We start from the raw sequence: 23,849 nt of genomic DNA on the forward strand, positions 1-23,849 counted from the left end.
TGCCGCTAGCTTAGTGTATGTCCTCATCCGGCAGGATGTTGACATCTTGCACAAGCACCATCTTCTCGATTTCCCGGCCGCGGGTTGTGTTGGCTAAGCCACCGAGGGCAGTTTCCTTGTACCGGGTTTCCATGCTCTGACCTACCTCCCAAGCGCCGCCACGCACTGATCTACCGGAATTACGGGGTCTACGCCGGCAATGGCAATCTGGGCCGAGCTGAAGGCAATGGCTGCTGCCGAGGCGTTGCGCACCACGCAGGGCACTTCTACTAGGCCCGCTACTGGGTCGCAAATCAGGCCCAGCATGCACTGAATGGTGATGGCCACGGCAGCGAATATCTCTTCCACCGACCCTCCCAGGCAATACACAATGGCCCCGCTCCCCATGGCTGCCGCCGAGCCGGTTTCGGCCTGGCAGCCTCCCACGGCACCAGCCAAGGAGGCATTCTGCTCAATAATCAGGGCAATGCCCGCAGCCACCAGTAAGCCTTCCAGAATCTTCCTATCCGGGAGCTGGTGCAAATCTTGGAGGGTAACTAGTACCCCAGGCAGAATACCCGAAGCCCCAGCCGTAGGCGCTGCCACTACCCTACCCATGCAGGAATTTACCTCTTTGGCTCCTAACGCCCGCGAAATAAGCTGCTTGAACTCGGGCGCCAGTACCGTGATAGGCGAAGCAGCTATTTTCTTGGCGCCGTTGTTTACCATGCCTGAGCGCGACTTCATATTCTGAGTAAGACCCGTTTTCACCGCGTCGCGCATCACATCGTAAGCCCGCTGCAAACCACTCCAGATGATTTCCTCGGTGCGGCCTTTCTGCTCAATCTCGTAGTCGAGAACGGGCTGGTATAGCGGCTCGCCAGTGCTAGCACAGTGGGCCTGCCAGGAAGCAAAATCGGTGAAGAGCAAGGACATGGGTGGGTAGAACTAGGGAGTGGGAAATAGGGCAGCTTTTACCGGCAACACACCGGAGCTAAGAGGGGTGCGAAAATCGGCATTTATATGCAACCTACCACCAGCAGAAAGCTCGTCTTTGCTCATATTACCTTACCCGAATAACCTTTCTGGCTTAGGGAACTACCGTCCACGGAGTAGCACTCCGTTGGAGTGATTTTTCTTCGTCTAATTGTGCAGTTCCACACAAGGCAGCGCCTCAACCTATGGCACTAGCATTTGGGTATTTAATCGAACTATTATCCCGCCTTCGGGACCTGAGCCAAGTAGCGTTTCTCTAGCGTAGCCAAGTAAATCATGGTAGCTTTCGAGAATAAAGGGGGCCGCGCCGCTGATTTCTTGGCAGCCTTCTGATAAAGTCGCACAAATGCAAAAGGATTATCAGCCTCAGCAACCAGGGCGTTCCGGTGCCCCTGCGCTTCGATAATACGAGCCATGTAGCAGCCCGGTACGTGACCCGAGAAGCCCAGGATTTGCTGGTAGAAGCTAGCCGATTTGCCCGTAGTGGCGCCGCCAGCTACTACTTGCAGCACCGAGTCTAGGCGGAGAATAGCCCGGGGGGCGGGGTCCAAAAACTGCGCCTTCACCCGGTGCGGGTCGCCCGGAACTTGGTATAGCGCCTTTTTATCGATCAAATCGGCAATGCCCTCGGCCCGAATACCACGTAGCGCCCACATCAGCCCTTTATCCTCCGCAGCTATGGTTCCGAATTGCTTGATAGGTATCAACTGATGGTGCATTTCGTGGGCTTCGATGATACCCGGTTTGGCCTTATCATCGTCTACCACCACTTTTAAGCTGAAAAAGATGCCTTCTTTCTGAGAGGTAGCTCCGTTGCCGATGGCCGTGTAGTACATTTTCAGGTCGGGCACTTTCGTGTGGGTGGCGGCCGGTAGGTACTCGTAGGCCAGTCGGTACATCAGGGGCAGGTAGTCGGGGCTTTGTACGGTTTGCTGGATGTACTGCCGGTAGTCGGCTTCCCGCTGTTTGTAATCTTCTATCAACACGTAGGGCTGTTCCTTGGCTTGAAGCTTGGCCCGCCGCACCGAATCGTGCTTAGGCATGTACACCACTTCCAGGGCTTGACGGTAGTACTGCAAGGAGCTTTTGGACTTAGGATCGGGCAGGAATGTATTGCGGATGTAGGTGGTGTTGCCGGGCATCGTAATAAACTCATCCCAGGCCTGATCGGTGATGGGCTGGTTCTGGCGCAAGGCATCCGTAAGCTCCCAATAGCGCGTCACTGCATCGGTATTAATAGTTTGAGCGGAGGCCTCAAGGCCAAGTAGCAGCAACGCCAGCAGCACCACAAGGCAGCGGAAGCACCCGGAAGCAGCAACGGCCGGACGGTACGGGAGGAAAGGTAGGGAGGCAGTCATGGCTTAGCGGTGTTGGTCAGGTGAAAGTCTGCCGCCAAGTACCCATGTGCCGCCCACTGCTGAAATATATTTCGACCAAGTACAAGCCCCACACCACCAAACCCGCAAGCGTACACCCGTTTTCCCAGGCCGTGCCACCGTCTGAAGTTTTACTGAACCCGAGGTTAGAACTAGGCGCGGCATCGTACTGCGGGCACCTTCATCAAGAAAACAGCCCCGCTGCCTGTAGCAACGGGGCTGGTGTAGCATGTTTGCGCTAGCGAAGTGTTAAGCCACTTTTTCGGTTTCGCTCACCAGCTTCACAGAGGCAGAGTTGATGCACAGGCGCAAGCCGGAGGGCGGAGGACCATCGGGGAATACGTGGCCCTGGTGGGCGTCGCAGGTGTTGCAGAGCACTTCCACGCGCACCATGCCATAGCTAGTGTCTTTCTTGTATTTCAACGCGTTTTCCTTTACTGGCTGCGTGAAGCTCGGCCAGCCCGTACCCGATTCGAACTTCGTGCGGGAGTCATATAAGGGCGTGCCGCAGCAGATGCAGGCATATAGACCTGCTTCGTGGGCTTCGCAGTATTCGCCCGTAAAGGCCCGCTCCGTGCCGTGTTCACGCGTTACGTGGTACTGCTCGGGCGTGAGCTGAGCGCGCCACTCGGCGTTGGTCTTTTCTACTCGCTTATCGGGGGCTGGACCGCCGTGGTTGGCTAGCCGGATGACGTCATTCCAAGTTTGCATATGGTTGTCGAGGGTTTATACAGATCAGATAGCTATGCAACGCACTGGACTAGCCGGAAGTTTTCAGTAAAGCTGCCCTGTAGCCTAGGGGCCGATAGGACTAGCACACCCCCGCTTACAAAACCAGGTAGCCAACGTATCCGGTACGGCCGGTTTCGAGTATAGAAATCCTATGCATATACTAACTGCTGCCCAAACCCGCGCCGCCGACCAGGCTACTATCCAAGCCGAACGCATCACCTCCACTGACTTGATGGAGCGTGCGGCCATGGCCCTCAGCGAATGGCTCCTAGATCGGCTAGCGCGGCAAGCAGTGCATATTTTCTGCGGCCCAGGCAACAATGGCGGCGACGGTTTGGTAATAGCTCGTCATCTGCATCATGCGGGTCATGCAGTGCACGTGTGGCTACTACCCGCCAATGCCTATTCCTCTGACTTTACAGCCAACCGGCAGCGCTTACCCACCGACGTGCCGTGCGCGGAGCTGGACGTACAACGCCTTCCGCCACTGCCTGCTGGCACTGTACTAGTTGATGCCTTGTTTGGCACGGGACTTACGCGGGTCCTTACCGACGATGCCGCAACCCTGGTGCACTATATCAACCAAGCTCACTTACCAGTAGTAGCGGTAGACATACCATCGGGCCTGTTTGCTGATGCGCCTCAACCCGCTGACAGCCCCGTAGTAGCGGCTCGTTTTACGGTTAGCTTCGAGCTACCCAAGCTCGCATTCTTACTCCCGCAAAACGCCCAATGGGTTGGGGAATGGCATCTCCTACCCATTAGCTTAGACAAGAAGTTTATCCACAGTTTACCTGTGGATAACTACTTTGTGGAGGCAGCATTTCTCCGCGGAAGGCTACCGTATAGGGGCAAATTCAGCCATAAGGGCACGTTTGGGCACGCGTTGCTGCTGGCTGGTAGCAAAGGCAAGATTGGTGCTGCCGTCTTGGCCTCACGGGCGTGCCTACATGCAGGAGTAGGGTTGCTGACCACCCGCGTACCGGCCGTAGGCTACGACATTCTACAGACATCAGCGCCGGAAGCTATGACGCTCGTTGATCCTGCCCAGGACCACATTACGGAGTTGCCCGACTTGAAACCATATGCGGCCGTAGGAATAGGTCCGGGCTTAGGGCAAGATGATGTTTCATGCAAGGTACTGCGCCAGTTGCTACAGGAAGCTACCGTCCCGCTGGTACTAGATGCCGATGCCCTGAACCTGCTAGGCACTCACCGCGACATCCTTGACCTGCTCCCACCTGACTCCTTACTTACGCCACACCCGAAGGAGTTTGAGCGCCTTATAGGCGAACCCGCCCGCGACGACTACCACCGACTAGAGCAGCTCCGGGGGTTTGCGCAGCAGCGCCGTTGTTACTGCGTGCTGAAAGGGGCTTATACCGCGTTGGCTACCCCCGAAGGGGTATTGTACTTCAACAGTACTGGCAACCCCGGCATGGCTACTGGCGGCAGCGGCGACGTACTTACCGGCTTGCTTCTGGCTTTGCGGGCCGACAAACGTCTTTCTGCTCTCGATGCTGCTTTGCTAGGCCTGTATGCCCACGGCCGGGCCGGCGACTTAGCCGCTTTAGAAACCGGCCAGGCTGGTCTCGTTGCTGGCGATATAGTGTGCTTTATTGGGCCGGTACTCCACGAGCTTACTACCCCGGTTCTAGGACTGTAGTGCTTACGTTATTAGCAGCCAAGCCAGCTTACAAACCACACCACCACAAACTGCACCAGCATTACCCCGTCGGCTAGCAAGGCAAAGTAGTAGTCTGAGCGGCTTTCTTCAGCCCACCAGATCACGCCGCCAGCCAGGGCAAAAGGCAACAGCAGCACGGCTTGGCACAAGGGGCTCAGGCCGGGTGGTAACAATAGAGCGGCTCCAACCAAAGCGGCCAAGGCCGTCAGCTTAGTAGCGCGCATACCAAACACGCCCGGAAAAGTGCGCGTGCCAGTCAGCAGGTCCTTTGAATAGTCACGGATGTCGAACACGAAGGCCAGCGCAAGAATAAAGAGGAAGCGCCGGGCAAACAGAATCAGGACGACGGGCGAAGCAATGCGCGGTGCAGGTATAAGGCCGGAATCCAGACCGTAACAGCGGCCCAAACGTAGGCAATTAGAAATACCTTCAGCAGCGGAAAATCGCGCAGGGCCCGCCAACGGCCATGCACTTTCAGCACTGGTAGGGAGTAGAGAACTGAAATGGCGGCTAAATGGCTAATGAAGCCGATTAGGGTTTGCCAGCCCGCCTGAAAGAAAAGCGCCGCGGCCACTACAAAAGCCCCCAGAGCTAGTACTAGCAGTTCTTGCCGATGCGCCCGCATCCAGCTCTTCCGACCCGATGGTACCACCGGCTGGTGATGCTTGTAAGGCAATACACTGTCGAGGTTATACAGGAACAGGGTAGCCGTGAAAATCATCGTACCCAGATGACCAGGAATGTGCACCTGCCAAAACAGGAATGTAGACCACGTAAGTCCTAAGGCCGCCAGCGCCAGCCACGCGCTGCTGTATAGCACAGCATCAAGCCCCCGCTGCAGAAAACCCCTGACATGAGACTGGCCTAGAATAACCATCGGTGAACTAAAAAAACGCATGACGCTACCCTTGCTGAGTTGCGCAGCGCCGCCCAGAACTGCGAAGATAGGCTCCCCTTACTATTTGCCGGTTTCGCCGTTGGAAGCGTCTACGGGCTTCGATTCGGGAGACCCATGCTGGCGCAGGAAAATGGAAAGGCCGACCAAGGACACAATGGAGAGAAACTCGCTTTGCCAGTTCTGAAACGACTCAAACCAGAACCGCGAAGTACTCATATATTCCACGGTGGTTATGGCGGGCTTGCCCTCGTGCTGCTGCTCAATGCTGTATACTTCGGCCCCTCCCTTCGCGTGTAGCCAGAACGCCCCAAAAAACAGGATGAAGAACGCTATACTCAGGGAACGACGATACAGCGCCAACTGCCACCCCCCACGCTTTACGGGTCTGGGCGCGTCAGATTTGTCAGGGTCGGGTTCTTTGTCTACTTCCTCTTCTTCGTACAGCTTCTTCGACTCAGACGAACCGCGCTGTCGCAGCCAGATGGTAAGCACTACGTAAAGACCCATTTGCAGAAACTCGCTTTCCCAGTTCTCGAAGGTAGCTTCCAGAAAGTGCCCCGACGAAGCGTATTGCCCGAGGCTGAGCTGGGGGAGACCCATTTCCTGCAGGTCGCTATTATTGTCGTGCCAGCCGGTAAAGAACTGACCGATCAGGGTAGCTAACACTAGCAAACCTCCAATTAGTAGGAGGCTGTTTTCATACAGAAAACGCAGAATGGGAGATGAAGACGGATGTTTGGGCATAAGCCGCCATACGAAGCCGCCCCGCTAATGGCTGCTACACTTCAGCTCTACTCCTGTGCAAACGAAACAGCCTCCTCCGAGCCGGAACTCGGGGGAGGCTGTTCAGCAGGTAGTTACAGGGTAACTACAGTATTAGCTTAGTGCTTCCTGCACATTTGCTTTATCCTGAGTGCTACCCTTGGGGAAAGTTTCGTTGTACAGCTTGATGCTTTCCTCAATAATGCGGTACGCATCCTCACGACCCATAAAGCGCTCTACAGTTACTTGCTTGTGCTCCAAGGCTTTGTAATCCTCGAAGAAGCGCTGCATTTCGAGCAGGGTATGCGGGGGCAACTCAGAAATATCGTTGTAGTGGTTTACCGATACGTCGTTGGCGGCCACTGCAATGATTTTGTCGTCTTCCTCGTTCTGGTCAATCATCTGCATCACCCCAATTACTTTGGCGTCTACCAAGCACATTGGCACAATGTCAACGGAGCATAGCACCAGGATATCCAGGGGATCTTTGTCGTCGCAATACGTCTGGGGAATAAAACCGTAAGCTGCAGGGTAGTGTACAGCGGAGAATAGTACGCGGTCCAGCTTCAGCAGGCCACTTTCTTTGTCCAGCTCATACTTGCCTTTCGAGCCTTTCGGAATCTCAATGATACCGTTTACAATCTTGGGAGCGTCTTCGCCACGCTCTACGTCGTGCCAGGGGTTAAAATGAGCCATTTGGTTACTCGGTTAGCTGTTTGGGTAAGGAAACAGCTTGGAAAATGAAGGTGAATGAAAACCAGTTCTACAGTGTGCGCTTGACTTACGGAACATAGCAAAAAAGTTGCTCTCTGGTGCACTTACCAGCCTAATACTTGCGGCAAAGGCTCGCCCGTGCAGCCATCAGGTTCCTGAATGTGTAGCCAGCGCGCCAGCGTGGGCGCAATATCGGTGATTTTAGCCGGAGCCGACGACTCGCCGTGCTTTACGTGCCATCCCCAGAATACTACCGGCACGTGGGTATCGTAGTTGCCCGACGAGCCGTGGGTAGTGCCCTTGTTGATTGGGTACTGGTAGGACTCAAGCCAACCCGGTTCCAGCACGACCAGCACGTCGCCGCTGCGCTTGGGGAAGTAACCGTTTTCTAGGTACATCAGCATTCCGCTTTCCCAATGCGACTTCTGCACATCCTCGGCTGCAAGGGCGCGGGTTACGCCCGCAAAGCGCAGCATCAACTCTGCTACTTCGCGTTGCATTTGGTAGAGGTCTAGCTTTTTCTCAGCTATTAGAGAGCGGTTAAGGTAGACTTGCTGGTTTTCGTAGCTCAGTACCCACTTGCCTGCTCCATGACGGCTTGCTAGCATATGCTGTAGGGAGTCGCGCATCAAGCCAGGACCTACAGAGCCGGCCGGAATCCGTTTGTCAATCAGAAAATTGGGGGAGTGCGCCGCACCATGGTCGGCCGTCAGAAACACCAGCGTCTGCTTGCGGCCTACCGTCTTATCGAGGTAGTCAAACAAGCGCTCCAGGTCACGGTCGAGGCGTAGGTAGGTGTCCTCAGCCTCAATTGAGTTCGGCCCGAACTGGTGCCCCACGTAATCCGTGCTCGAGAAGCTCAGGGCCAAGAAGTCCGTTTGGCCCCGCTGTCCCATCTGCTCGGCGCGCATGGCTTCCAGCGCAAAGTCCAGTGTTAGGCTATTGCCAAACGGGGTAGAACGAATAAGGTCCAGATTGCGCGGCGAAGCAATCGGTGGCTTTTCACCCTCCGTTTGCAAGTTTTGTTTGATAGGATTGGTAGGCGCGGCGCTCAGCGTAGGCAAGTCGTGCGGAAACACGGGCTTTGCTTCACCTTTGAAGGCACCTTCCCAGGCTACATCATCCGGCGAGCTTTCTGTGTATTGCCCAATGGGTAGCAGGGTATTCCAGGGCTGATCGAGGTATTTCGCCGCCCGATTCTCCGCATTAAACTTCACGGCCCACTCCGGTAGCTGCTGAGCGTAGAAAGTACTGGTAATAAAGGCTCCATTGGTACCATCGTACCAGTACGCTCCATTGGCCGAATGACCCGCGGGCAAAATAGAGCCGCGGTCTTTGATGCACACGCCAATTACCTTGCTCTGGAAGTTAGTAGCCAGACGCAACTCATCGGTGATGGTGCTGGTGAGCATGTGGCGCGGTGACTGCTGCCCCGCAGCCACGGAGCCCCCTACTGGTTGCACCGATTTATCCTCGGTTACATACGTGCCCTTGCCTTCCTCACGCACTAGCCAATTATTGCCAATGATACCATGAACTGCGGGAGTAGTACCAGTATAGATGCTGGCGTGCCCGGGGCCCGTGTAAGTAGGCACGTAGTTGTAATGGGCATTTTCGTAGCTAAATCCTTCTCCTACTAGGCGACGGAAACCACCTTTCCCGTACTTACTCCAGTAGCGGTAGAGATAGTCATAGCGCATTTGATCCACTACGATGCCGACTACCAGCTTCGGGCGCTCAAGGGATTTGGATGCTTTTTGGGCAAAGACAGGCAGGGCCACGGTAGCGGCCAGCAACAGGCTCAGGCTTTTTTTCAAAGGAAAGGAAATTGAGAATCGGGGTACGGTTCCCGACCAGCACGGACAGGGGCAAAGATAGCCCGCACCACGCATTCGTACCCAACTCGTCCGCAGCCTAAATGGATAGGTGAGCGTAAGCAGATTAAACGATGCGCCGTTTGCGGCTCTTATGCCCGTGATGGCTAAAGACTGCCTTTCACCTGCAATACACCAAGCGCTTTACCTCCCCCTCACATGACTAGCAACTCCTTACCATATGCCCTCATCTTTGACATGGACGGCACCATCATAAATAATACGGCTATTCAGGCTCGCGCTTTTCAGCTGCTCTTCCGCGACCTTGGCCTGACAACTAATGCTCGTCGGCTTTTGGAACGGCTTAACGGTATGCCCGCTACCAACATTCTAAAAACAATATTCACTCATTCCGTCCCCGAAAAGCAGCTCAAGGAGTACGCGGCTCAGCGCGAGTTTCTCTACCGAGTTTTGTACTGGGACAAGCGCAAGGAGGTAGCTGGCCTCACGCAATTTCTTCAAGCGGCTCGGTCCGCCGGGTTCAAGCTAGGCCTCGGCACGGGTTCAGCATCCGATACTATCAGCTACGTCATCGACCATCTCGACTTGCGGCGCTATTTCGATGTGATAGTAGGCACAGATGATGTAGACAAAGGCAAACCCCACGCTGATACCTACTCCAGAACCTGCGAGAAGCTAGGAATTCCTCCAGAAAGATGCTTAGTGTTTGAAGACGCAATTATGGGGGAGCAAGCAGCCTACAAAGCAGGTATGCGCTGTGTGGCGCTTACTACTTCCATCAAGGCCGAAAAATTTCAAGCGCCCCTTCATGTGATGAAAGACTTCACCGAAATTACCCCAGCGCAGGTATTGGAGCTACTAGAGCAGAATCCCGCCACACCTAAGCCAAATAAGGAATTAGCCCAGCGTAACTATATGAAACTGTAGGAGGTACCACATAAGAAAAGGCCCCGCTCTTCTGGAAGAGCGGGGCCTTTTCTTATGTAGGGGTGTTCTTACCGGCTCGAAGCCAAGGCTTCCGCACCACCCACGATTTCGAGAATCTCGGTAGTAATGGCCGCCTGGCGCGTCCGGTTATACGTTAGTTTGAGGGCTTTCAGCAGCTCACCAGCGTTTTCAGTGGCTTTGTCCATAGCCGTCATACGGGCGCCGTGTTCCGAAGCATTGCTTTCCAATACAGCCTTGTACAGCTGCACCTTCAACGACTGCGGAATCAGCGTCTGCACGATTTGCTCCTTCGAGGGCTCAAAGATGTAGTCCACATTGCTGGTTGCCGAGGCACCAGCAGGCAGTTCAGCTGGTACTAGTGGCAACAACTGCTCCGTGCGCACAATCTGGGTTGCCACGTTACGGAACTCGTTGTACACCATCACTACCTCATCGTACTGACCAGCGCGGAAGCCGTCCATAGCCGCTTCTGCCGCCTCGCGTACGGTATCGAAAGACAACTTACCAAATACGTGTGAGTAGTTGCCCAATAAAGGCACCCGCTTGCCGAAGTACTCGTGTGCCTTACGGCCGATGGCTAACACCGTTACGTTGCCAGCAGCAGCCTGGGCAGCGTACCGCTCCTGAATTGCCGCGTTAACGCCCTTGAAGATGTTGCTGTTGAAAGCACCCGCCAAGCCGCGGTCCGAGGTAATTGCAATAATGAGTACGCGGTTTACATCACGCTGTACACCGTATTCGCTCACCATGTCATTACCGGCCAGGGCCGTCAGGTTGCCCAGAATGCTGTTGAGCCGCTGGGCGTAGGGACGCAGACGCAGGATGTTATCCTGAGCGCGCCGCAGCTTTGCTGCCGCCACCATTTTCATGGCTTTGGTGATCTGCTGCGTGCTCTGTACCGACGTAATGCGGCTGCGGACTTCTTTTAAGCTAGCCATATGGTAGGGGTTGTCAGGTACCCATCACGAGCGGACAGTGTACCACTTTGCGATTAACAAAGCAGTGCCCCGTCCGCTCGTAATAGGCTACTGATTACTTATTGGCGTATGCTGCCGATAGATCTTTAGCGACCTGGCGGATAGCACCGGTAATGGTATCATCCAGCTTACCAGCTTTCAGAGCTTTCAGCTCCTCAGGGTGGCGGGTGTTCATCACCTGCACGAACTCTTTCTCGAACTCACGCACCCGGTTTACAGGCACTTGGTCGAGCAAACCGTTGGTAGCAGCGTAGATTACAGCTACCTGATCTTCTACCTTTTGGGGCGAAAACTGAGGCTGCTTCAGGATTTCGAGGTTACGACGGCCACGCTCAATTGTGAGCTTGGTTGAGGCGTCCAGGTCAGAACCGAACTTGGCAAAGGCTTCTAGTTCGCGGAACTGAGCTTGGTCGAGCTTTAGCGTACCTGCTACCTTCTTCATCGACTTGATCTGGGCGTTACCACCCACACGCGATACCGAGATACCTACGTTGATAGCCGGACGAATACCGGAGTTAAACAAGTTGGTCTCCAGGAAGATCTGACCGTCCGTAATGGAAATTACGTTCGTCGGAATGTACGCCGATACGTCACCTGCTTGCGTCTCGATGAGCGGCAGAGCCGTCAGCGACCCACCACCTTTCACCAGGTGCTTGATGCTTTCGGGTAGGTCGTTCATGTCACGCGCAATGGCGTCGGAAGCATTGATCTTGGCGGCACGCTCTAGCAAGCGGCTGTGCAAGTAGAACACGTCACCAGGATAAGCCTCACGTCCGGGAGGACGACGCAGCAACAGCGACACCTCACGGTAAGCCACTGCTTGCTTCGATAAGTCGTCGTATACTACCAGCGCTGGGCGGCCGGTGTCACGGAAGAACTCGCCGATGGCAGCACCAGTGAAAGGAGCGTAGAACTGCAGAGGAGCCGGATCAGAGGCCGAAGCCGACACCACTACGGTATAATCCATGGCACCACCACGCTGCAAGGAGTTTACTACCTGCGCTACAGTAGAAGCCTTCTGGCCTACCGCAACATAGATGCAAAATACTGGCTCACCGCGGTCGTAAAATTCACGCTGGTTCAGGATGGTGTCAATAGCTACCGTAGACTTACCCGTCTGACGGTCGCCAATGATGAGTTCACGCTGTCCACGGCCGATTGGAATCATGCGTCGATAGCCTTGATACCCGTTTGCATGGGCTCGTTTACTGGCTGACGGTAGATAACACCAGGAGCTTTACGCTCCAGAGGCATATCGTAGGTGTCGCCAGTGATTGGACCACGGCCATCGATGGGCAAGCCTAGCGTGTTTACTACGCGACCCACAATGCCCTCTCCTACTTTAATAGAAGCAATTTTGTTGGTACGACGTACCGTAGCCCCCTCCCGAATGTCGCTAGCGTCGCCGAGCAGTACTGCTCCAACGTTATCTTCTTCCAGGTTAAGAACAAGGGCTTGCAGCCCATTTTCAAATTCGAGCAATTCCCCCGACTGAGCTTGGCTCAGACCGTAAATACGGGCTACACCGTCGCCCACTTGCAGTACCGTACCAACCTCTTCGAGTTCGGCTTCGGTTTTGAAGTTGGACAACTGCTCCCGCAGAATGGCGGATACTTCATCCGGACGTACTTCTGCCATGATGCTTATAGTTGAGATTGGTAGGGGTTCTTCGAGAATTCGGTGCGCAGCTTGCGCAACCGGAAGCTAACCGAGTCGTCGATAAGTCGGTCGCCGACGCGCAGCACGAAGCCACCAATCAGCGAAGGATCTACTTTCTCGGACAGCGTAACTTGCTGCTGGCCGGTTTGCTGGCGCACCAGTTGCACCACCTGCAGGCGAGTTACGGCATTAAGCGGCACCGCCGTAGTTACTTCGGCTGATTGCACGCCGCGTAGGCGGTTATACTGGTCCAGAAATTCTGAACCGATGAATTCAAGCGCGCTTTCGCGGTTCTTTTGGGTAATGATAGTAAAGAACTTCTCGGTGAGGTCCGTTACCTTGCCCCCAAACACGGCGCGCAAAATAGCCAGCTTCTTGTCGTGCTTCACGATGGGATTACGCAGCAACAAGCGTAGGTCACGGTTCTCATCCAACGTTTTGTTGAATAGGTCCATATCCTCCTTCACTTGCTCCAGCGTCCCACGCTCCTCTGCCAAATCCAGTAAGGACTTGGCGTAGCGGGCAGCAACTCGTAGTTCAGACATTGATTTTAGTATTGAGTAGTTGGTAGTAAGTAAGGAGACAGTGTGCTCGGTTCGGCCGCAGCCTACTGCTCAGTACCGATACTCACTACTAATTCAATTTTACTTCCTTCAGGTACGAGTCCACGAGTTGCTGTTGAGCAGGCTCATCAGTTAATTGACGACGCAAGATGCGCTCAGCAATATCGATGGAGAGCTTGGCGGCGGTGTTTTTCACCTCGGCCAGAGCGGCATTTTTCTCGTTCTGAATAGCTTCACGAGCTTGCAGCGTCAGGCGGTTGCCTTCTTCGATAGCTTTGTTCTTGGCCTGCTCAATGAGCTGGTTAGAAACATCAGAAGCTTCTTTAAGAATCCGGTCGCGCTCCATGCGAGCTTCAGCCAGCAACTTTTCGTTACCTGCTTTCAGCTGCTGCATTTCTAGCTTGGCCTGATCGGCCATGCGCAGCGCACCTTCAATGGAGCTTTCCCGCTCTTTCAGCGAGCTGAGAATTGGTTTCCAGGCAAACGTGCGCAGCAAGAGCAACACAATGCCGAAAATCACCAATTGCCAGAATATCAGACCAAATTCGGGCGTTACAATTCCCATTGTAGAAACAAGTAGGTAGTGAGGAATAGGCCCCCGTAACGGCTGGGCAGTAAGCGGAAGTTCCGCCTGTGTATACCCGACAGCTTGGAACCAGAAAAGCCAAGACAGCCCGCTACGCCGTGCGCTGAGGCGACGCGCGCAGCGGGCTGCTTATGTACTACCTCTATCCCTAGAGATTGAAGGAAATCAGCAGGCAGACTACTACTGCGAACAGGGCCAGACCTTCGATCAGAGCGGCCACAATCAGCATAGCGGTTTGGATTTTGCCCGAAGCCTCCGGCTGACGACCAATGGCCTCCATAGCCTGACCACCGATACGACCAATGCCCAGACCGGCACCTAGAGCAACCAGACCAGCACCAATAGCAGCACCGAATACGGCCAGACCAGCAGAATTAGTAATGGCCTGCAACAACAGAGAAAGAAGCATAAAAAAGAAGTTTGTGGGGAGTGAAAAACAAAAAAATCAGGGGGTGAGAAAACTTAGTGACCGTGCGCGTGTGCTGGCTCGGCACCGTCGCCACCGCCCATTTGGAAATCGGCATCGTGGTGCTCTTCCACTGCGCCGCCAATATACATGGCCGTCAGCAGGGTGAAGATATAGGCCTGAAGGATGGCCACCATCAGCTCTAGAGTGTTGATAAACAAACCAAACGCCAGAGAAACTGGAGCTACGCCCAAATTGCGGAAGATAAAGATGAGCGAAATGAAGCTCAGCGTTACAATGTGGCCAGCCGTAATGTTGGCAAACAAACGAACCATCAGAGAGAAGGGCTTCACAATGATGCCGATAACTTCAACCGGAATCATAATTGGAAGCAGGGCCTTCGGCACACCTGGCGTAGCGAAGATGTGATGCCAGTAGTTCTTATTAGAGCTGAACAGCGTGATAAGCAGTGTCAGCAATGCCAGCGTCAACGTCACGGAAATGTTGCCAGTGAGGTTAGCGCTACCAGGCAGTAATCCCATCAGGTTGTTGAACCAGATGAAGAAGAAAACGGTGAGCAAGTATGGCATGTAGCGCTCATACTTAGGGCCAATAGACTTCTTAGCTACTTCGTCGCGGATAAAGACGATGATTGGCTCGAAGAAAGACTGAATACCGCGAGGGGCACCGCTTCCACGCTTGGCATAGCCACGGGCTACTGCCGTGAACACGGCCACCAACAGAATGGCACTCAGCATCAGCGAAGCGACATTTTTGGTGATTGAAAAATCGTATACCTTGCTACCGTCTTCTGACACGAGATGCTCGTGCTCCAGCTTAAAGCCGTCGTACACCTTGCCTTCGGCCAAGTTGCGAGACGAAAATACGGACAGCCCCTGGCCTGGACGGAACGCAATAACCGGCAGGTACGTGGTGAAGTGACTGTTGTCGGTAGAGAACCAGTGCCACTCGTGAGAATCACCGATGTGGTGTAGAATCATCTCACCGGGGCTGAACTCCTCCTTGTCGGTGGCTTCTGCAGTCGTAGCCGTCGGCTCGTTAGCGTAGACAGAGAACGATAATAAACAGAAGAGAGCTAAAAGTAAGCGCTTCATTCAGAGGGATTTGGGGTGGATTTCACAAAATCTTCATTTTGCATTTTCCCCCGGTTTTGAAAACGGGCGCAAGTTACTCAGAACGCTCCAGACTTCAAACCCAGCAAAGAGAAAATACAACACGAAGAAGCTTCCCAGAAACGCCCACCGGGCATCACCTTCCTTTCCACCACCCCGGAAAAGGTATATCAGCACTAATACGAGTGATAAAAGCAGCCGAATAATCATGGACCCAAAGTAGGCAACCATGAAATTATCTGCGTTGGCCTGCACAATACGCGCGGTGACCCGGTAGGTGACGAAGGTCAAGACCGTGAAGAAGGCGAACGTGTAGAGGGTGAAGGGGTGAATGATGCGGGGTCCGAACTGACTATATAATGCGTACAGCACAAAGCCCACAAGCAAGCAGAAAAGTAAATAGGAACGGAGAAATTTCTTCACAGGCAGCCTATGGTATAGAATCGGTGGGGATGGGGTGAGGCACTTCTATTAGCTACTGTCCTTTCGTGACCGAACGAATAACATTGTATAAAGCGGCAAACAACCCCAACAGCATTAGCCCCAGCGTGAACCACGGCGTCTTGGTCTGGTAATGCCCATCTAGCCAATAACCAGCCCACGTGCTTAGCCCAATGGTGGCTAGCATTTGGATACCGATACCAGAGTAGCGAGCGAAGCTACGCAGCCGGTCAGAGTTGTTGGGGTCTGGCGTAGGGTGGGGAGCGTATCAGTAGCCATAGGAAACGAACAGAGACGGGACGCAAAACTACGCAGCCGCTTCGGGGAAGTTAGGGCATACGGCAGAAAGTATCGGGGCGGACTCCTAAATCACCCTTCTCGCTTCGCGAAGATTAAAGCCGTAATTTTACCGGAAGTGCTACGTTGAAACAGAGTGGTACCCGAACGAATTGGGAGAGCAACCGCGTTTTCTACCCACTATCTAGCCTTAGGCCCTGCCGTTTTGAAGTCAATCCTCTCCTTATCTCGTCTGCTATCTGCTCCTGCAGCTGCACTGCTGCTCGTAGCCGGAGTAGTGGGCTGCTCTGCGGAGCGTGGCTCCTTGGTAGGACACACCTACGATAACGTAGTAGCCCGTGATAATGCGTATTTCCTGGCCCGCGAGAAGATGCGTGCTACAGAAGTTACGCTCTACGCAGCCCGTGTAAACGACTATAATCGGGTGCTACCCTTGTTTCCAACGGTAGATGATGCCACTGTCAAGCGGATTTCAGCTGATATGGAGGACATCATCAAAAAAGCATCTTTGCCTATTCAGCACCGTCCGGGGTCCGACTGGACTGATGATTCCTACATCTTGGTTGGCAAAGCGCGCTACTACAAGGCCGAATACGAAGATGCTGCCAAGACTTTTAAGTACGTCAACACAACGAGCAAAGACCCCAACGCCCGGCATGAGGCACTGATTTGGCTGATGCGCACGTTCTTAGCTACAAAAGAGCTGGAAAGCGCCGGGGCTGTTTCCGACTTGCTTGACAAGGAACAGGGTACTCCGCTAAACGCACGAGAACTGTTTCTGACGCGGGCAGAATACTTCCTGCGGGTAGGTGAGGAAGCCAAAGCCATTGAGCAACTGGAAAAAGCGGTACCTCTGGTTACGCCAAAAAATGAACAGTCGCGCACCCGCTACATTTTGGCCCAACTCTATCAAGCACAGGGCCAGGACAAGAAAGCCTACGCCGAGCTAAACCATATTCTTAAGAAGAACCCACCTTATGAGCTGGATTTCTTTGCCAAGCTAATGCTAGGCCAGGTATCCGACCTGAACCAAACAGACCGGACCCGCTTGGATAAGTACTTCGCCAAACTGCTGAAGGACACCAAGAATAAAGAATACCGCGACAAGATATACTATGAGATGGCGCGGCTGGAGTACCGTCAGCAACGCTACCCAGAAGCCCTAGCCCTGTTGCAACGGTCGGCACGTACTACGACCACTAACCGAGCACAGAAATCATATACGTACTTGCTGAGCGGCCGTATTTATTACGAGAACCTACAGAAGTACCGCCTAGCTGCTGCCTATTATGACAGCACGGTGCAAAACCTACCGCAAGAGTTGCCAGAGTACGCGGCTATTTCTGAGCGAGCAGCTATTCTTAAGGATTTTGCTCGGCAGTTGACCGTCATCGAAACGCAGGATAGTCTACAGGCACTCGCTCGCTTGGATACGGCAACTCTTCGCACTCGATTGACGGCATATGCCCAGGCGGAACTTGATGAGCAGCGAAGTAAAAATGAGGCGCTAGCTGCGCAACAGGCAAGCTTAGAGCAGCGTGGGCGCCAAACACAACTAGGTGTCAATAATGCCCGCGACTTACAAACCGGCATTAACTCTGATGATTTCTTGGCGGCCAGTACGGGCGATAAGTGGTACTTTGACAATCCAACCGCACTGGGCTCGGCACGTACCGAGTTCATCCGCAAATGGGGTGACCGGCCCTTGCAAGACAACTGGCGTATAGTTACCCAAATCAGTAACTCTCCTGTCACGCAGCAAGGCGGCAACGTGCCAGTGAGCATTGCTGGCAATACAAGTACAAGCGTGAACCCTACCGGCGCAGGTGCCCAGGAGCAAACGCCCCAGGACCCAGCAGTGCAACTCAATGCTTTGGTAGCTCAGTACCGACAGAATTTACCTTTGACCAGCCCCTCGCTGAAACTTTCGCAGGAGCTGATTCAGGAGGCTCTGTTCAACTTAGGAGGCATCTACAATCAAGAGCTACGGGAGCCGCTACCAGCTGCTGAAACGTACGAAAAACTGCTGGCCCGCTTCCCCGACGGACAGCACACGCCCGAAACGCTATACATTCTGTACTTGCTCTATAAGGACCGCAACGAGGCTGGCAAAGCGGAAGGCTATGCCCAGCAGTTGCGGCAGCGTTTCCCTTCGTCGTCCTACGCCCGATTGGTGGCCGACCCAGAATACCTGCGGCGTACTTCAGTAGCAACTGCGCAAGTAGCCATCTTGGTAGACTCGGCTTTTACACTTTATAAAAAGCAAGACTTTACAAAGGCATCGTCCGTACTGTCGCAGGCTAAAAAGCAGTATCCCGAAAACGACCTGAACGACCGGGTCGCGTTCCTCAGCACCCTTCTTACGATTCGGACTCAGCCGCCCGCTACGGCCAAGGCCGCAGTAGAGAAGTTCTACAAAGACTACCCACAAAGTCCGCTTGCCAACCAAGCGGTATCAATGATAAACACCTACAAGCAGTACGAAGCAGGCCAGATTTCTGGTACCCTCGCATCTACCGACAAGCCTGTTGTATCAATGTTCCGGCCGGGTGAAGTAGAGAACCGAATGCGCATCTACTACAAAGAAACGCCAACTGCGCCAGCTTCCACTCCTGCGCTCACGCCCACAACCAAACCCGCAAATACTCCAGCAACTTCAGCTTCGCCTACTTCAGCGGCACCTGTTGCTCCAGCTACAGCTCCTATTACTACACCAACGGTTGCTACTGATTCGGCCGCAACCCGCGCTAGTACACCTGCTACCCCGGCGGTAGACCCAGCTAAGGCGGCTCGCATGGCTGCGGCCCAAGCGCGGGCTCGTGGCAAGAAGCCAGCAGTAGCTCCCAAAACAAAAGTCCCAGCTGAGGCTACACCAGCCCCTGTTGCAGCAGTTCCTGCGCCTGCTCCAGTAGCCGGTACACCTGCTCCTCAGCCACCTGCTCCTACTACCAGTACACCCGCTGCATCGGTGCCCACCGCACCCTCAAGGCCATCGACAGCATATAAAGCGGATCTGAGCGCTCAGCATGTGGTAGTGCTTGTGTTCCCCAAAGGAGCAGCCTCGCTTCAAACCTTACCAGATCAGCTTGGGGTATATAACAGCAGATTCTTCAAGGCCAATAACCTGCAGGTGCAGCAGCAACCGCTCAACGATACGCAGGATGCGCTAATCATCAGCAGCCTGGCGGGGGCTAAAGTTGCTCAGAGTTACGCGCTGAAACTGCGGGGCCCTCAGTCGCCCGTGAGTAAGCTACGAGGTGCGGGTTACCAAACTCTAGTAATTGGTATTGATAACTTGCCACTCCTATTGCAAACCAAAGACCTAGAGGGGTACCAACGCTTCTACCAGCAAACCTACCGCTAGTATTTAAGTCTCAGCTTGAAAGCCTCCTTGGTAAGGTTGCAAGCTGAGACTGAATACTAGGTCAAATTTCCTTCAAACGAATGGCTTATCCTGCCGCTAAAAACAAATCTACTCTACGTAAGTCTAACTCTGCAGGCCGTTTTACTGGGCTCACGCGCACATTGTGGGCGCTTTTTGGGCTCGGCATTGTTGGTCTGATCCTATATGTACTAGCCGTTAGCGTCAACTTCATGAACCTGTTTGGGCGCATGCCCAACTTAAAGACGCTTGAGAACCCCAGGAGTGAACTAGCTTCGGAGATTTACTCAGCCGATGGTGTGCTCATGGGTAAGTATTTCCGTGAGAACCGCACGCCTGCTGAGTACGAAGACCTCCCCCAACACTTAGTAGATGCCCTGATTGCAACCGAGGATGCCCGTTTTGAGGAGCACTCCGGCATCGACCCCAAAGCAACGGGCCGGGTAGTTGCAGGCTTGGCTACCGGCGGAAGCGGTGGGGGCGGCTCCACCCTCACCCAGCAGCTAGCCAAGGTGCTGTTCCGGACTCGCGGCGACTTGAACGACGGTGTACTCAATGATGTGCCTGGCGTGCGGATGCTGGTTACGAAAACCAAGGAGTGGATTTTGGCGGTGCGTTTGGAACGCAGCTACACCAAGCGCGAAATCCTGCGAATGTATTTGAACACCAACGATTACGGCTCCAACGCTTTTGGTATCAATACAGCAGCCAAAACCTTCTTTAATAAAAAGCCTCGTCAGCTAACTGTGGAAGAAGCGGCCACTCTAGTTGGCGTCCTAAACGCTCCTTCGCGCTTTAGCCCCAAGTTTAACCCAGGCCGCTCAAAGGCACGGCGCAACTGGGTACTACGCCAAATGAACAAGTATGGCTACTTGGATGCTACTGCCTTGCGCGCCGACACGCTCAAGCCCATTGCACTGAATTACAGCGTAGAAAATCAGAACGAAGGTATTGCGCCCTACTTCCGGGTGGAGGTAAGCAAAATGCTCAGAACCTGGGCCAAGGAAACCGACCACGACCTGTACGCCGACGGCCTTAAGATTTATACCACCATCGACTCGCGCATGCAGAAGTATGCGGAGTCTGCTATTGCGGAGCACATGAAGCTGCAGCAGAAGTGGTTTGATCAGCAGTGGAAAGGCCAGCAGCCGTGGCGTGATGAGAATGGCCGCGTCATTCCAAACTTTCTCAATACTAGCATTCAGCGCACGGAGCGATACAAGTCACTCAACAACCGGTTTGAGGGTAATAAGGACTCCATCAAGTACTACCTCAACAAGAAGTACCGCATGAAGGTATTCACGTGGCAGGGTGGCGAGAAGGAAGTGCTAATGTCGCCCATGGATTCTTTGGCCTATTACAAGCGCATCCTACACTCGGGGTTCATGGCTATGAACCCCTTGAATGGCCAAGTGAAAGCGTGGGTAGGTGGCATCAACTTCAAGTACATCAAGTACGACCACGTGAAGCAAGGAAAGCGCCAGCCTGGCTCTACATTTAAGCCCTTTGTGTACGTGGCGGCCATTGACCAGGGCTATTCTCCCTGCTACCGCCGCCCCGACGTACCTACCACCTTCCCGGCGGAGCGGGGCCGCCCGGCTTACACGCCTAAAAACTTTGAAGGGAGCTATTCTGGCCGCTCGTTTACCTTACGCCAAGCTTTGGCTCGCTCTATGAACTCCATTACGGCGTGGTTGGTGCAGAAGCTGGAGCCCGCTACTATTGTAAGCTACGCGAAGCGTCTTGGTATCACCTCCCCTATTGAGGCAGTGCCCGCCGTGGGCTTCGGCTCCTCCGACGTGAGCATTTACGAGTTGGCAGGGGCCTACAGCACCTTTGTGCACAAGGGCGTGTGGACGGCGCCCATGATGGTAACGCGCATTGAAGACAAGAACGGCAATGTGCTCCGCGAGTTTGTTCCCCAAACCCGGGAAGCATTAAGCGAAGAAACTGCCTACCTGATGACCTACATGCTCCGCGGTGCTACGGAAGAGCAAGGTGGCACCAGCATCATCCTCAAGAACGGCTTCAACTTCCCTTATGAAATGGGGGCGAAAACGGGTACTACCTCTAATTACTCCGATGGCTGGTTTATGGGCCTTACGCCTAACCTTGTGTGTGGCATGTGGGTAGGCGGCGAAGACCGGAGCGTACACTTTCGCACGGGGTCCTATGGGCAAGGCTCTCGCTTGGCGCTGCCAATCTACGGGTTGTTTATGCGGAAGGTGTACGGCGACAAAAGCATTGATATTGACCGCGGGCCATTTGAGAAACCGGAGAAGCCGCTCAGCATCGAGATTGACTGCTCCCGCTACTACGGTGGCAATAGTGGCCAGCGCGACACCATTCCCTACGAGCAGAAGCTAAACCAAGTGGACCTTGATGACTTGGAAGATCAGGATATATAATCCCTCAAGTTGATAGTAGTTGCTGCGCGCAGCGGACACTCTACTCACGTAATAAATTGCAGAACGTGGCCGGGACTTACTGGCCACGTTTTTTGTTATAGAAGGCCGCATGTACACTTACCACCGAACCCTGGTGTAATTTCTATGCGTACTCCTGCGGGTATCCTCCTTCCCGCGCCGTTTAACCTTCCGCTCTATGGCTGCTCAAGCTCATTTACAAGACCAAATTCGTCAGCTTCCCCACCGGCCGGGCATTTACAAGTACTTCGATGCCGAGGACACTATCATTTACGTGGGCAAAGCCATCGATTTGCGCAAACGTGTAAGTAGCTACTTCACGAAACAGGACCACAACAAGAAAACGCAACAGCTGGTCAAGAACATCCGACGAATTGAGTTTACTATTGTTGACTCGGAGTCTGATGCCTTTTTGCTGGAAAACAACCTAATCAAGCAGCTTCAGCCTAAGTACAATATCTTACTGAAGGATGGCAAGACGTACCCTTATTTGCTGCTGACCAACGAGCGGTTTCCACGCCTCATTCCAACCCGGAACAAAAAGCCGGGCGATGGTCGCTACTACGGCCCTTACGCCAACGTGACGGGTATGAACCTGATACTGGAGCTGATCCGGGCGTTGTACCCTTTGCGGACGTGTACCTACAACCTTTCGCCGCAAAATGTGGAGGCAGGAAAGTTTAAAGTGTGTTTAGAGTATCACCTCGGCAACTGCAAGGGGCCCTGCGAGGCCCTGCAAGATGAAGAAACGTATAACCAGTACATCCAGCAGATCCGGCAGATCCTAAACGGCGACCTACGTTTGCCCAAGCAATACTTCCGCGAGAAGATGATGCAGGCAGCTCAAGAGCAACAGTACGAGCTAGCGCATCAACTTAAGCAGAAGCTAGACAAACTGGATGAGTTTCAGGCCAAGAGCACTATTGTCAATGCGAACCTCACGAACATTGACGTGTTCAGCATCGCCTCGAACGAGAAATCGGCTTTCATCAACTACCTCAAGGTGATGAATGGTAGCATTATCATGACGCAATCGGTGGAGGTGCAGAAGAAGCTGGATGAGCCAGACGATGAAATATTAGCGCCCTTGATCATGCAGATGCGTGAGGAATTCGAGAGCCAGTCAAAAGAAGTTTTGACCAACGTGGCAATACCTGCCTTGCCTCTACCGGGCGTAACCGTCAGCCAACCGCAGATCGGCGACAAACGCAAGCTAATGGAGCTTAGCATCAAGAACGTGCTTTACCTCCGCAAGGAGAAGGAAAGCATGAACGACCGGAGCAAAGACCTGAATGAAGTTCGCATCATGGAAACCATGAAGAAGGACTTGCACCTGACGGAGCTACCCAAACACATCGAGTGTTTCGATAACTCCAACTTCCAAGGCGACAATCCAGTGGCTGCCATGGTATGCTTCCGGAATGCGAAGGCGAGTAAGAAGGACTACCGGCACTTTCACATCAAAACCGTAGTAGGCCCCAACGACTTCGACTCTATGTACGAAATTGTGACGCGGCGCTACCGCCGTTTGTTGGATGAAGGTGCCAGCTTGCCCCAGCTGATTATTGTAGACGGGGGCAAAGGCCAGCTTGGCATGGGAGTTAAGGCACTAAAGGACCTTGGGCTCTGGGGGCAAATTCCCATCATTGGTATCGCCAAGCGCTTAGAGGAAATTTACGTTCCCAATGACCCCTTACCGCTCTACATCGACAAGAAGAGCGAAACCCTCCGCCTTATTCAGCGCATGCGGGACGAAGCCCACCGCTTCGGCATTACCTTCCACCGCAGCCGCCGCGATGCTGCTACTCTTAAAACGGAACTAACCGATGTCAAAGGCCTCGGTCCTATTACGGCCGATAAGCTTTTAACCAAGTTCAAGTCGGTCAAGAAAATCAAGGAGCTGACCGAAGCCGAACTGATAGCAGAGGTAGGCAAAGCAAAAGCCCGGATTCTCCTAGACTACTTTGCCGAGCAGGACTCACCCGCAGTGCAGTAGTCCGGACAATCCGGGCCAGCTTCTTGTAGCGCACTAACCGCCACTGTCAGCTAACT

General features: G+C 53.8%; 19 protein-coding genes and 2 pseudogenes. 5 read left to right on the forward strand and 16 right to left on the reverse strand.

The genetic code is table 11. From position 1 onward, the window contains the following. Positions 1-10: 10 nt before the first annotated feature. From sdaAA to msrB, 3 genes and pseudogenes are all read right to left on the reverse strand, one after another. Positions 11-915, reverse strand: a pseudogene (gene sdaAA / locus VI25_RS04135) (L-serine ammonia-lyase, iron-sulfur-dependent, subunit alpha). 278 nt (positions 916-1,193) lie between these two features. After that, the gene (locus VI25_RS04140) at positions 1,194-2,333 is read right to left on the reverse strand and encodes a DUF5700 domain-containing putative Zn-dependent protease (RefSeq protein WP_055562295.1); all 1,140 of its coding nucleotides are present in this window, start codon (positions 2,331-2,333) and stop codon (positions 1,194-1,196) included. A gap of 267 nt (positions 2,334-2,600) precedes the next feature. Next, the gene (gene msrB / locus VI25_RS04145; RefSeq protein ID WP_045688337.1) at positions 2,601-3,062 is read right to left on the reverse strand and encodes a peptide-methionine (R)-S-oxide reductase MsrB; all 462 of its coding nucleotides are present in this window, start codon (positions 3,060-3,062) and stop codon (positions 2,601-2,603) included. Positions 3,063-3,234: 172 nt separating this feature from the next. Between msrB and VI25_RS04150 the strand changes: the two genes are divergently transcribed. Beyond that, complete coding sequence (locus tag VI25_RS04150; protein WP_045688338.1) at positions 3,235-4,749, forward strand: bifunctional ADP-dependent NAD(P)H-hydrate dehydratase/NAD(P)H-hydrate epimerase; 1,515 nt, start codon at positions 3,235-3,237, stop codon at positions 4,747-4,749. 11 nt (positions 4,750-4,760) lie between these two features. Here the strand turns inward: VI25_RS04150 and VI25_RS04155 are convergent, their stop codons facing one another. The 5 genes from VI25_RS04155 to pafA all read right to left on the reverse strand — a co-directional run bounded on the left by VI25_RS04155 (position 4,761) and on the right by pafA (position 8,961). Beyond that, positions 4,761-5,177, reverse strand: coding sequence for a hypothetical protein (locus VI25_RS04155; RefSeq protein ID WP_152981486.1), 417 nt, complete (start codon positions 5,175-5,177; stop codon positions 4,761-4,763). Next, complete coding sequence (locus tag VI25_RS04160) at positions 5,108-5,518, reverse strand: hypothetical protein (protein ID WP_236704876.1); 411 nt, start codon at positions 5,516-5,518, stop codon at positions 5,108-5,110. The genes VI25_RS04155 and VI25_RS04160 overlap by 70 nt, the downstream gene beginning before the upstream one ends. A 210-nt stretch (positions 5,519-5,728) precedes the next feature. Then, the gene (locus VI25_RS04165) at positions 5,729-6,412 is read right to left on the reverse strand and encodes a DUF6766 family protein (protein WP_236704877.1); all 684 of its coding nucleotides are present in this window, start codon (positions 6,410-6,412) and stop codon (positions 5,729-5,731) included. A 132-nt stretch (positions 6,413-6,544) separates the two neighbouring features. Continuing rightward, on the reverse strand, positions 6,545-7,126 hold the full coding sequence (locus tag VI25_RS04170; protein WP_045688340.1) for an inorganic diphosphatase: 582 nt from the start codon (positions 7,124-7,126) through the stop codon (positions 6,545-6,547). A 122-nt stretch (positions 7,127-7,248) separates the two neighbouring features. Next, entirely contained in the window at positions 7,249-8,961 is a 1,713-nt protein-coding gene (pafA, locus tag VI25_RS04175) for an alkaline phosphatase PafA (protein ID WP_045688341.1), read from the reverse strand. A 216-nt stretch (positions 8,962-9,177) separates the two neighbouring features. Between pafA and VI25_RS04180 the strand changes: the two genes are divergently transcribed. Further along, on the forward strand, positions 9,178-9,906 hold the full coding sequence (locus VI25_RS04180; protein ID WP_045688342.1) for an HAD family hydrolase: 729 nt from the start codon (positions 9,178-9,180) through the stop codon (positions 9,904-9,906). A gap of 68 nt (positions 9,907-9,974) precedes the next feature. Here the strand turns inward: VI25_RS04180 and atpG are convergent, their stop codons facing one another. The 8 genes and pseudogenes from atpG to VI25_RS23230 form a co-directional block, all read right to left on the reverse strand. Then, on the reverse strand, positions 9,975-10,865 hold the full coding sequence (atpG, locus tag VI25_RS04185) for an ATP synthase F1 subunit gamma (RefSeq protein ID WP_045688343.1): 891 nt from the start codon (positions 10,863-10,865) through the stop codon (positions 9,975-9,977). Between the two features lie 94 nt (positions 10,866-10,959). Further along, a pseudogene (gene atpA, locus VI25_RS04190) lies at positions 10,960-12,542 on the reverse strand (F0F1 ATP synthase subunit alpha). Between the two features lie 5 nt (positions 12,543-12,547). Then, entirely contained in the window at positions 12,548-13,108 is a 561-nt protein-coding gene (gene atpH / locus VI25_RS04195; protein ID WP_045688344.1) for an ATP synthase F1 subunit delta, read from the reverse strand. A gap of 88 nt (positions 13,109-13,196) precedes the next feature. Beyond that, positions 13,197-13,691, reverse strand: a complete 495-nt coding sequence (locus tag VI25_RS04200) for a F0F1 ATP synthase subunit B (RefSeq protein ID WP_045688345.1) — start codon at positions 13,689-13,691, stop codon at positions 13,197-13,199. 169 nt (positions 13,692-13,860) lie between these two features. Continuing rightward, positions 13,861-14,121, reverse strand: coding sequence for an ATP synthase F0 subunit C (gene atpE / locus VI25_RS04205; RefSeq protein ID WP_019946527.1), 261 nt, complete (start codon positions 14,119-14,121; stop codon positions 13,861-13,863). A 53-nt stretch (positions 14,122-14,174) separates the two neighbouring features. Beyond that, positions 14,175-15,233 carry a F0F1 ATP synthase subunit A gene (atpB, locus tag VI25_RS04210; RefSeq protein WP_045688346.1) on the reverse strand — a complete coding sequence of 353 codons (1,059 nt, stop codon included), beginning with the start codon at positions 15,231-15,233 and terminating at the stop codon, positions 14,175-14,177. A 33-nt stretch (positions 15,234-15,266) separates the two neighbouring features. Beyond that, the gene (locus tag VI25_RS04215; RefSeq protein WP_152981487.1) at positions 15,267-15,674 is read right to left on the reverse strand and encodes a hypothetical protein; all 408 of its coding nucleotides are present in this window, start codon (positions 15,672-15,674) and stop codon (positions 15,267-15,269) included. A 52-nt stretch (positions 15,675-15,726) separates the two neighbouring features. Then, positions 15,727-15,918: an AtpZ/AtpI family protein gene (locus tag VI25_RS23230; RefSeq protein WP_045688348.1), complete on the reverse strand. Its 192-nt coding sequence runs from the start codon at positions 15,916-15,918 to the stop codon at positions 15,727-15,729. 276 nt (positions 15,919-16,194) lie between these two features. Between VI25_RS23230 and VI25_RS04220 the strand changes: the two genes are divergently transcribed. From VI25_RS04220 to uvrC, 3 genes are all read left to right on the forward strand, one after another. Next, a complete protein-coding gene (locus tag VI25_RS04220; RefSeq protein WP_045688349.1) occupies positions 16,195-19,353 on the forward strand; it encodes a tetratricopeptide repeat protein in 3,159 nt (1,052 codons plus the stop codon). An 80-nt stretch (positions 19,354-19,433) separates the two neighbouring features. Further along, positions 19,434-21,779, forward strand: coding sequence for a transglycosylase domain-containing protein (locus VI25_RS04225; RefSeq protein WP_082455390.1), 2,346 nt, complete (start codon positions 19,434-19,436; stop codon positions 21,777-21,779). A 196-nt stretch (positions 21,780-21,975) separates the two neighbouring features. Then, positions 21,976-23,793: an excinuclease ABC subunit UvrC gene (gene uvrC / locus VI25_RS04230; protein ID WP_045688350.1), complete on the forward strand. Its 1,818-nt coding sequence runs from the start codon at positions 21,976-21,978 to the stop codon at positions 23,791-23,793. Positions 23,794-23,849 lie beyond the last annotated feature (56 nt).

Source organism: Hymenobacter sp. AT01-02, from assembly GCF_000961955.2.
GTDB lineage: Bacteria > Bacteroidota > Bacteroidia > Cytophagales > Hymenobacteraceae > Hymenobacter > Hymenobacter mucosus.

Coding starts and splice junctions, on each gene's coding strand:
- atpG (WP_045688343.1), bottom strand. CDS start 10,865: ATGGCTAGCTTAAAAGAAGTCCGCAGCCGCATTACGTCGGTACAGAGC.
- VI25_RS04180 (WP_045688342.1), top strand. CDS start 9,178: ATGACTAGCAACTCCTTACCATATGCCCTCATCTTTGACATGGACGGC.
- msrB (WP_045688337.1), bottom strand. CDS start 3,062: ATGCAAACTTGGAATGACGTCATCCGGCTAGCCAACCACGGCGGTCCA.
- VI25_RS04200 (WP_045688345.1), bottom strand. CDS start 13,691: ATGGGAATTGTAACGCCCGAATTTGGTCTGATATTCTGGCAATTGGTG.
- atpE (WP_019946527.1), bottom strand. CDS start 14,121: ATGCTTCTTTCTCTGTTGTTGCAGGCCATTACTAATTCTGCTGGTCTG.
- VI25_RS04140 (WP_055562295.1), bottom strand. CDS start 2,333: ATGACTGCCTCCCTACCTTTCCTCCCGTACCGTCCGGCCGTTGCTGCT.
- atpH (WP_045688344.1), bottom strand. CDS start 13,108: ATGTCTGAACTACGAGTTGCTGCCCGCTACGCCAAGTCCTTACTGGAT.
- uvrC (WP_045688350.1), top strand. CDS start 21,976: ATGGCTGCTCAAGCTCATTTACAAGACCAAATTCGTCAGCTTCCCCAC.
- VI25_RS04225 (WP_082455390.1), top strand. CDS start 19,434: ATGGCTTATCCTGCCGCTAAAAACAAATCTACTCTACGTAAGTCTAAC.
- VI25_RS04165 (WP_236704877.1), bottom strand. CDS start 6,412: ATGCCCAAACATCCGTCTTCATCTCCCATTCTGCGTTTTCTGTATGAA.
- atpB (WP_045688346.1), bottom strand. CDS start 15,233: ATGAAGCGCTTACTTTTAGCTCTCTTCTGTTTATTATCGTTCTCTGTC.
- VI25_RS04150 (WP_045688338.1), top strand. CDS start 3,235: ATGCATATACTAACTGCTGCCCAAACCCGCGCCGCCGACCAGGCTACT.
- VI25_RS04170 (WP_045688340.1), bottom strand. CDS start 7,126: ATGGCTCATTTTAACCCCTGGCACGACGTAGAGCGTGGCGAAGACGCT.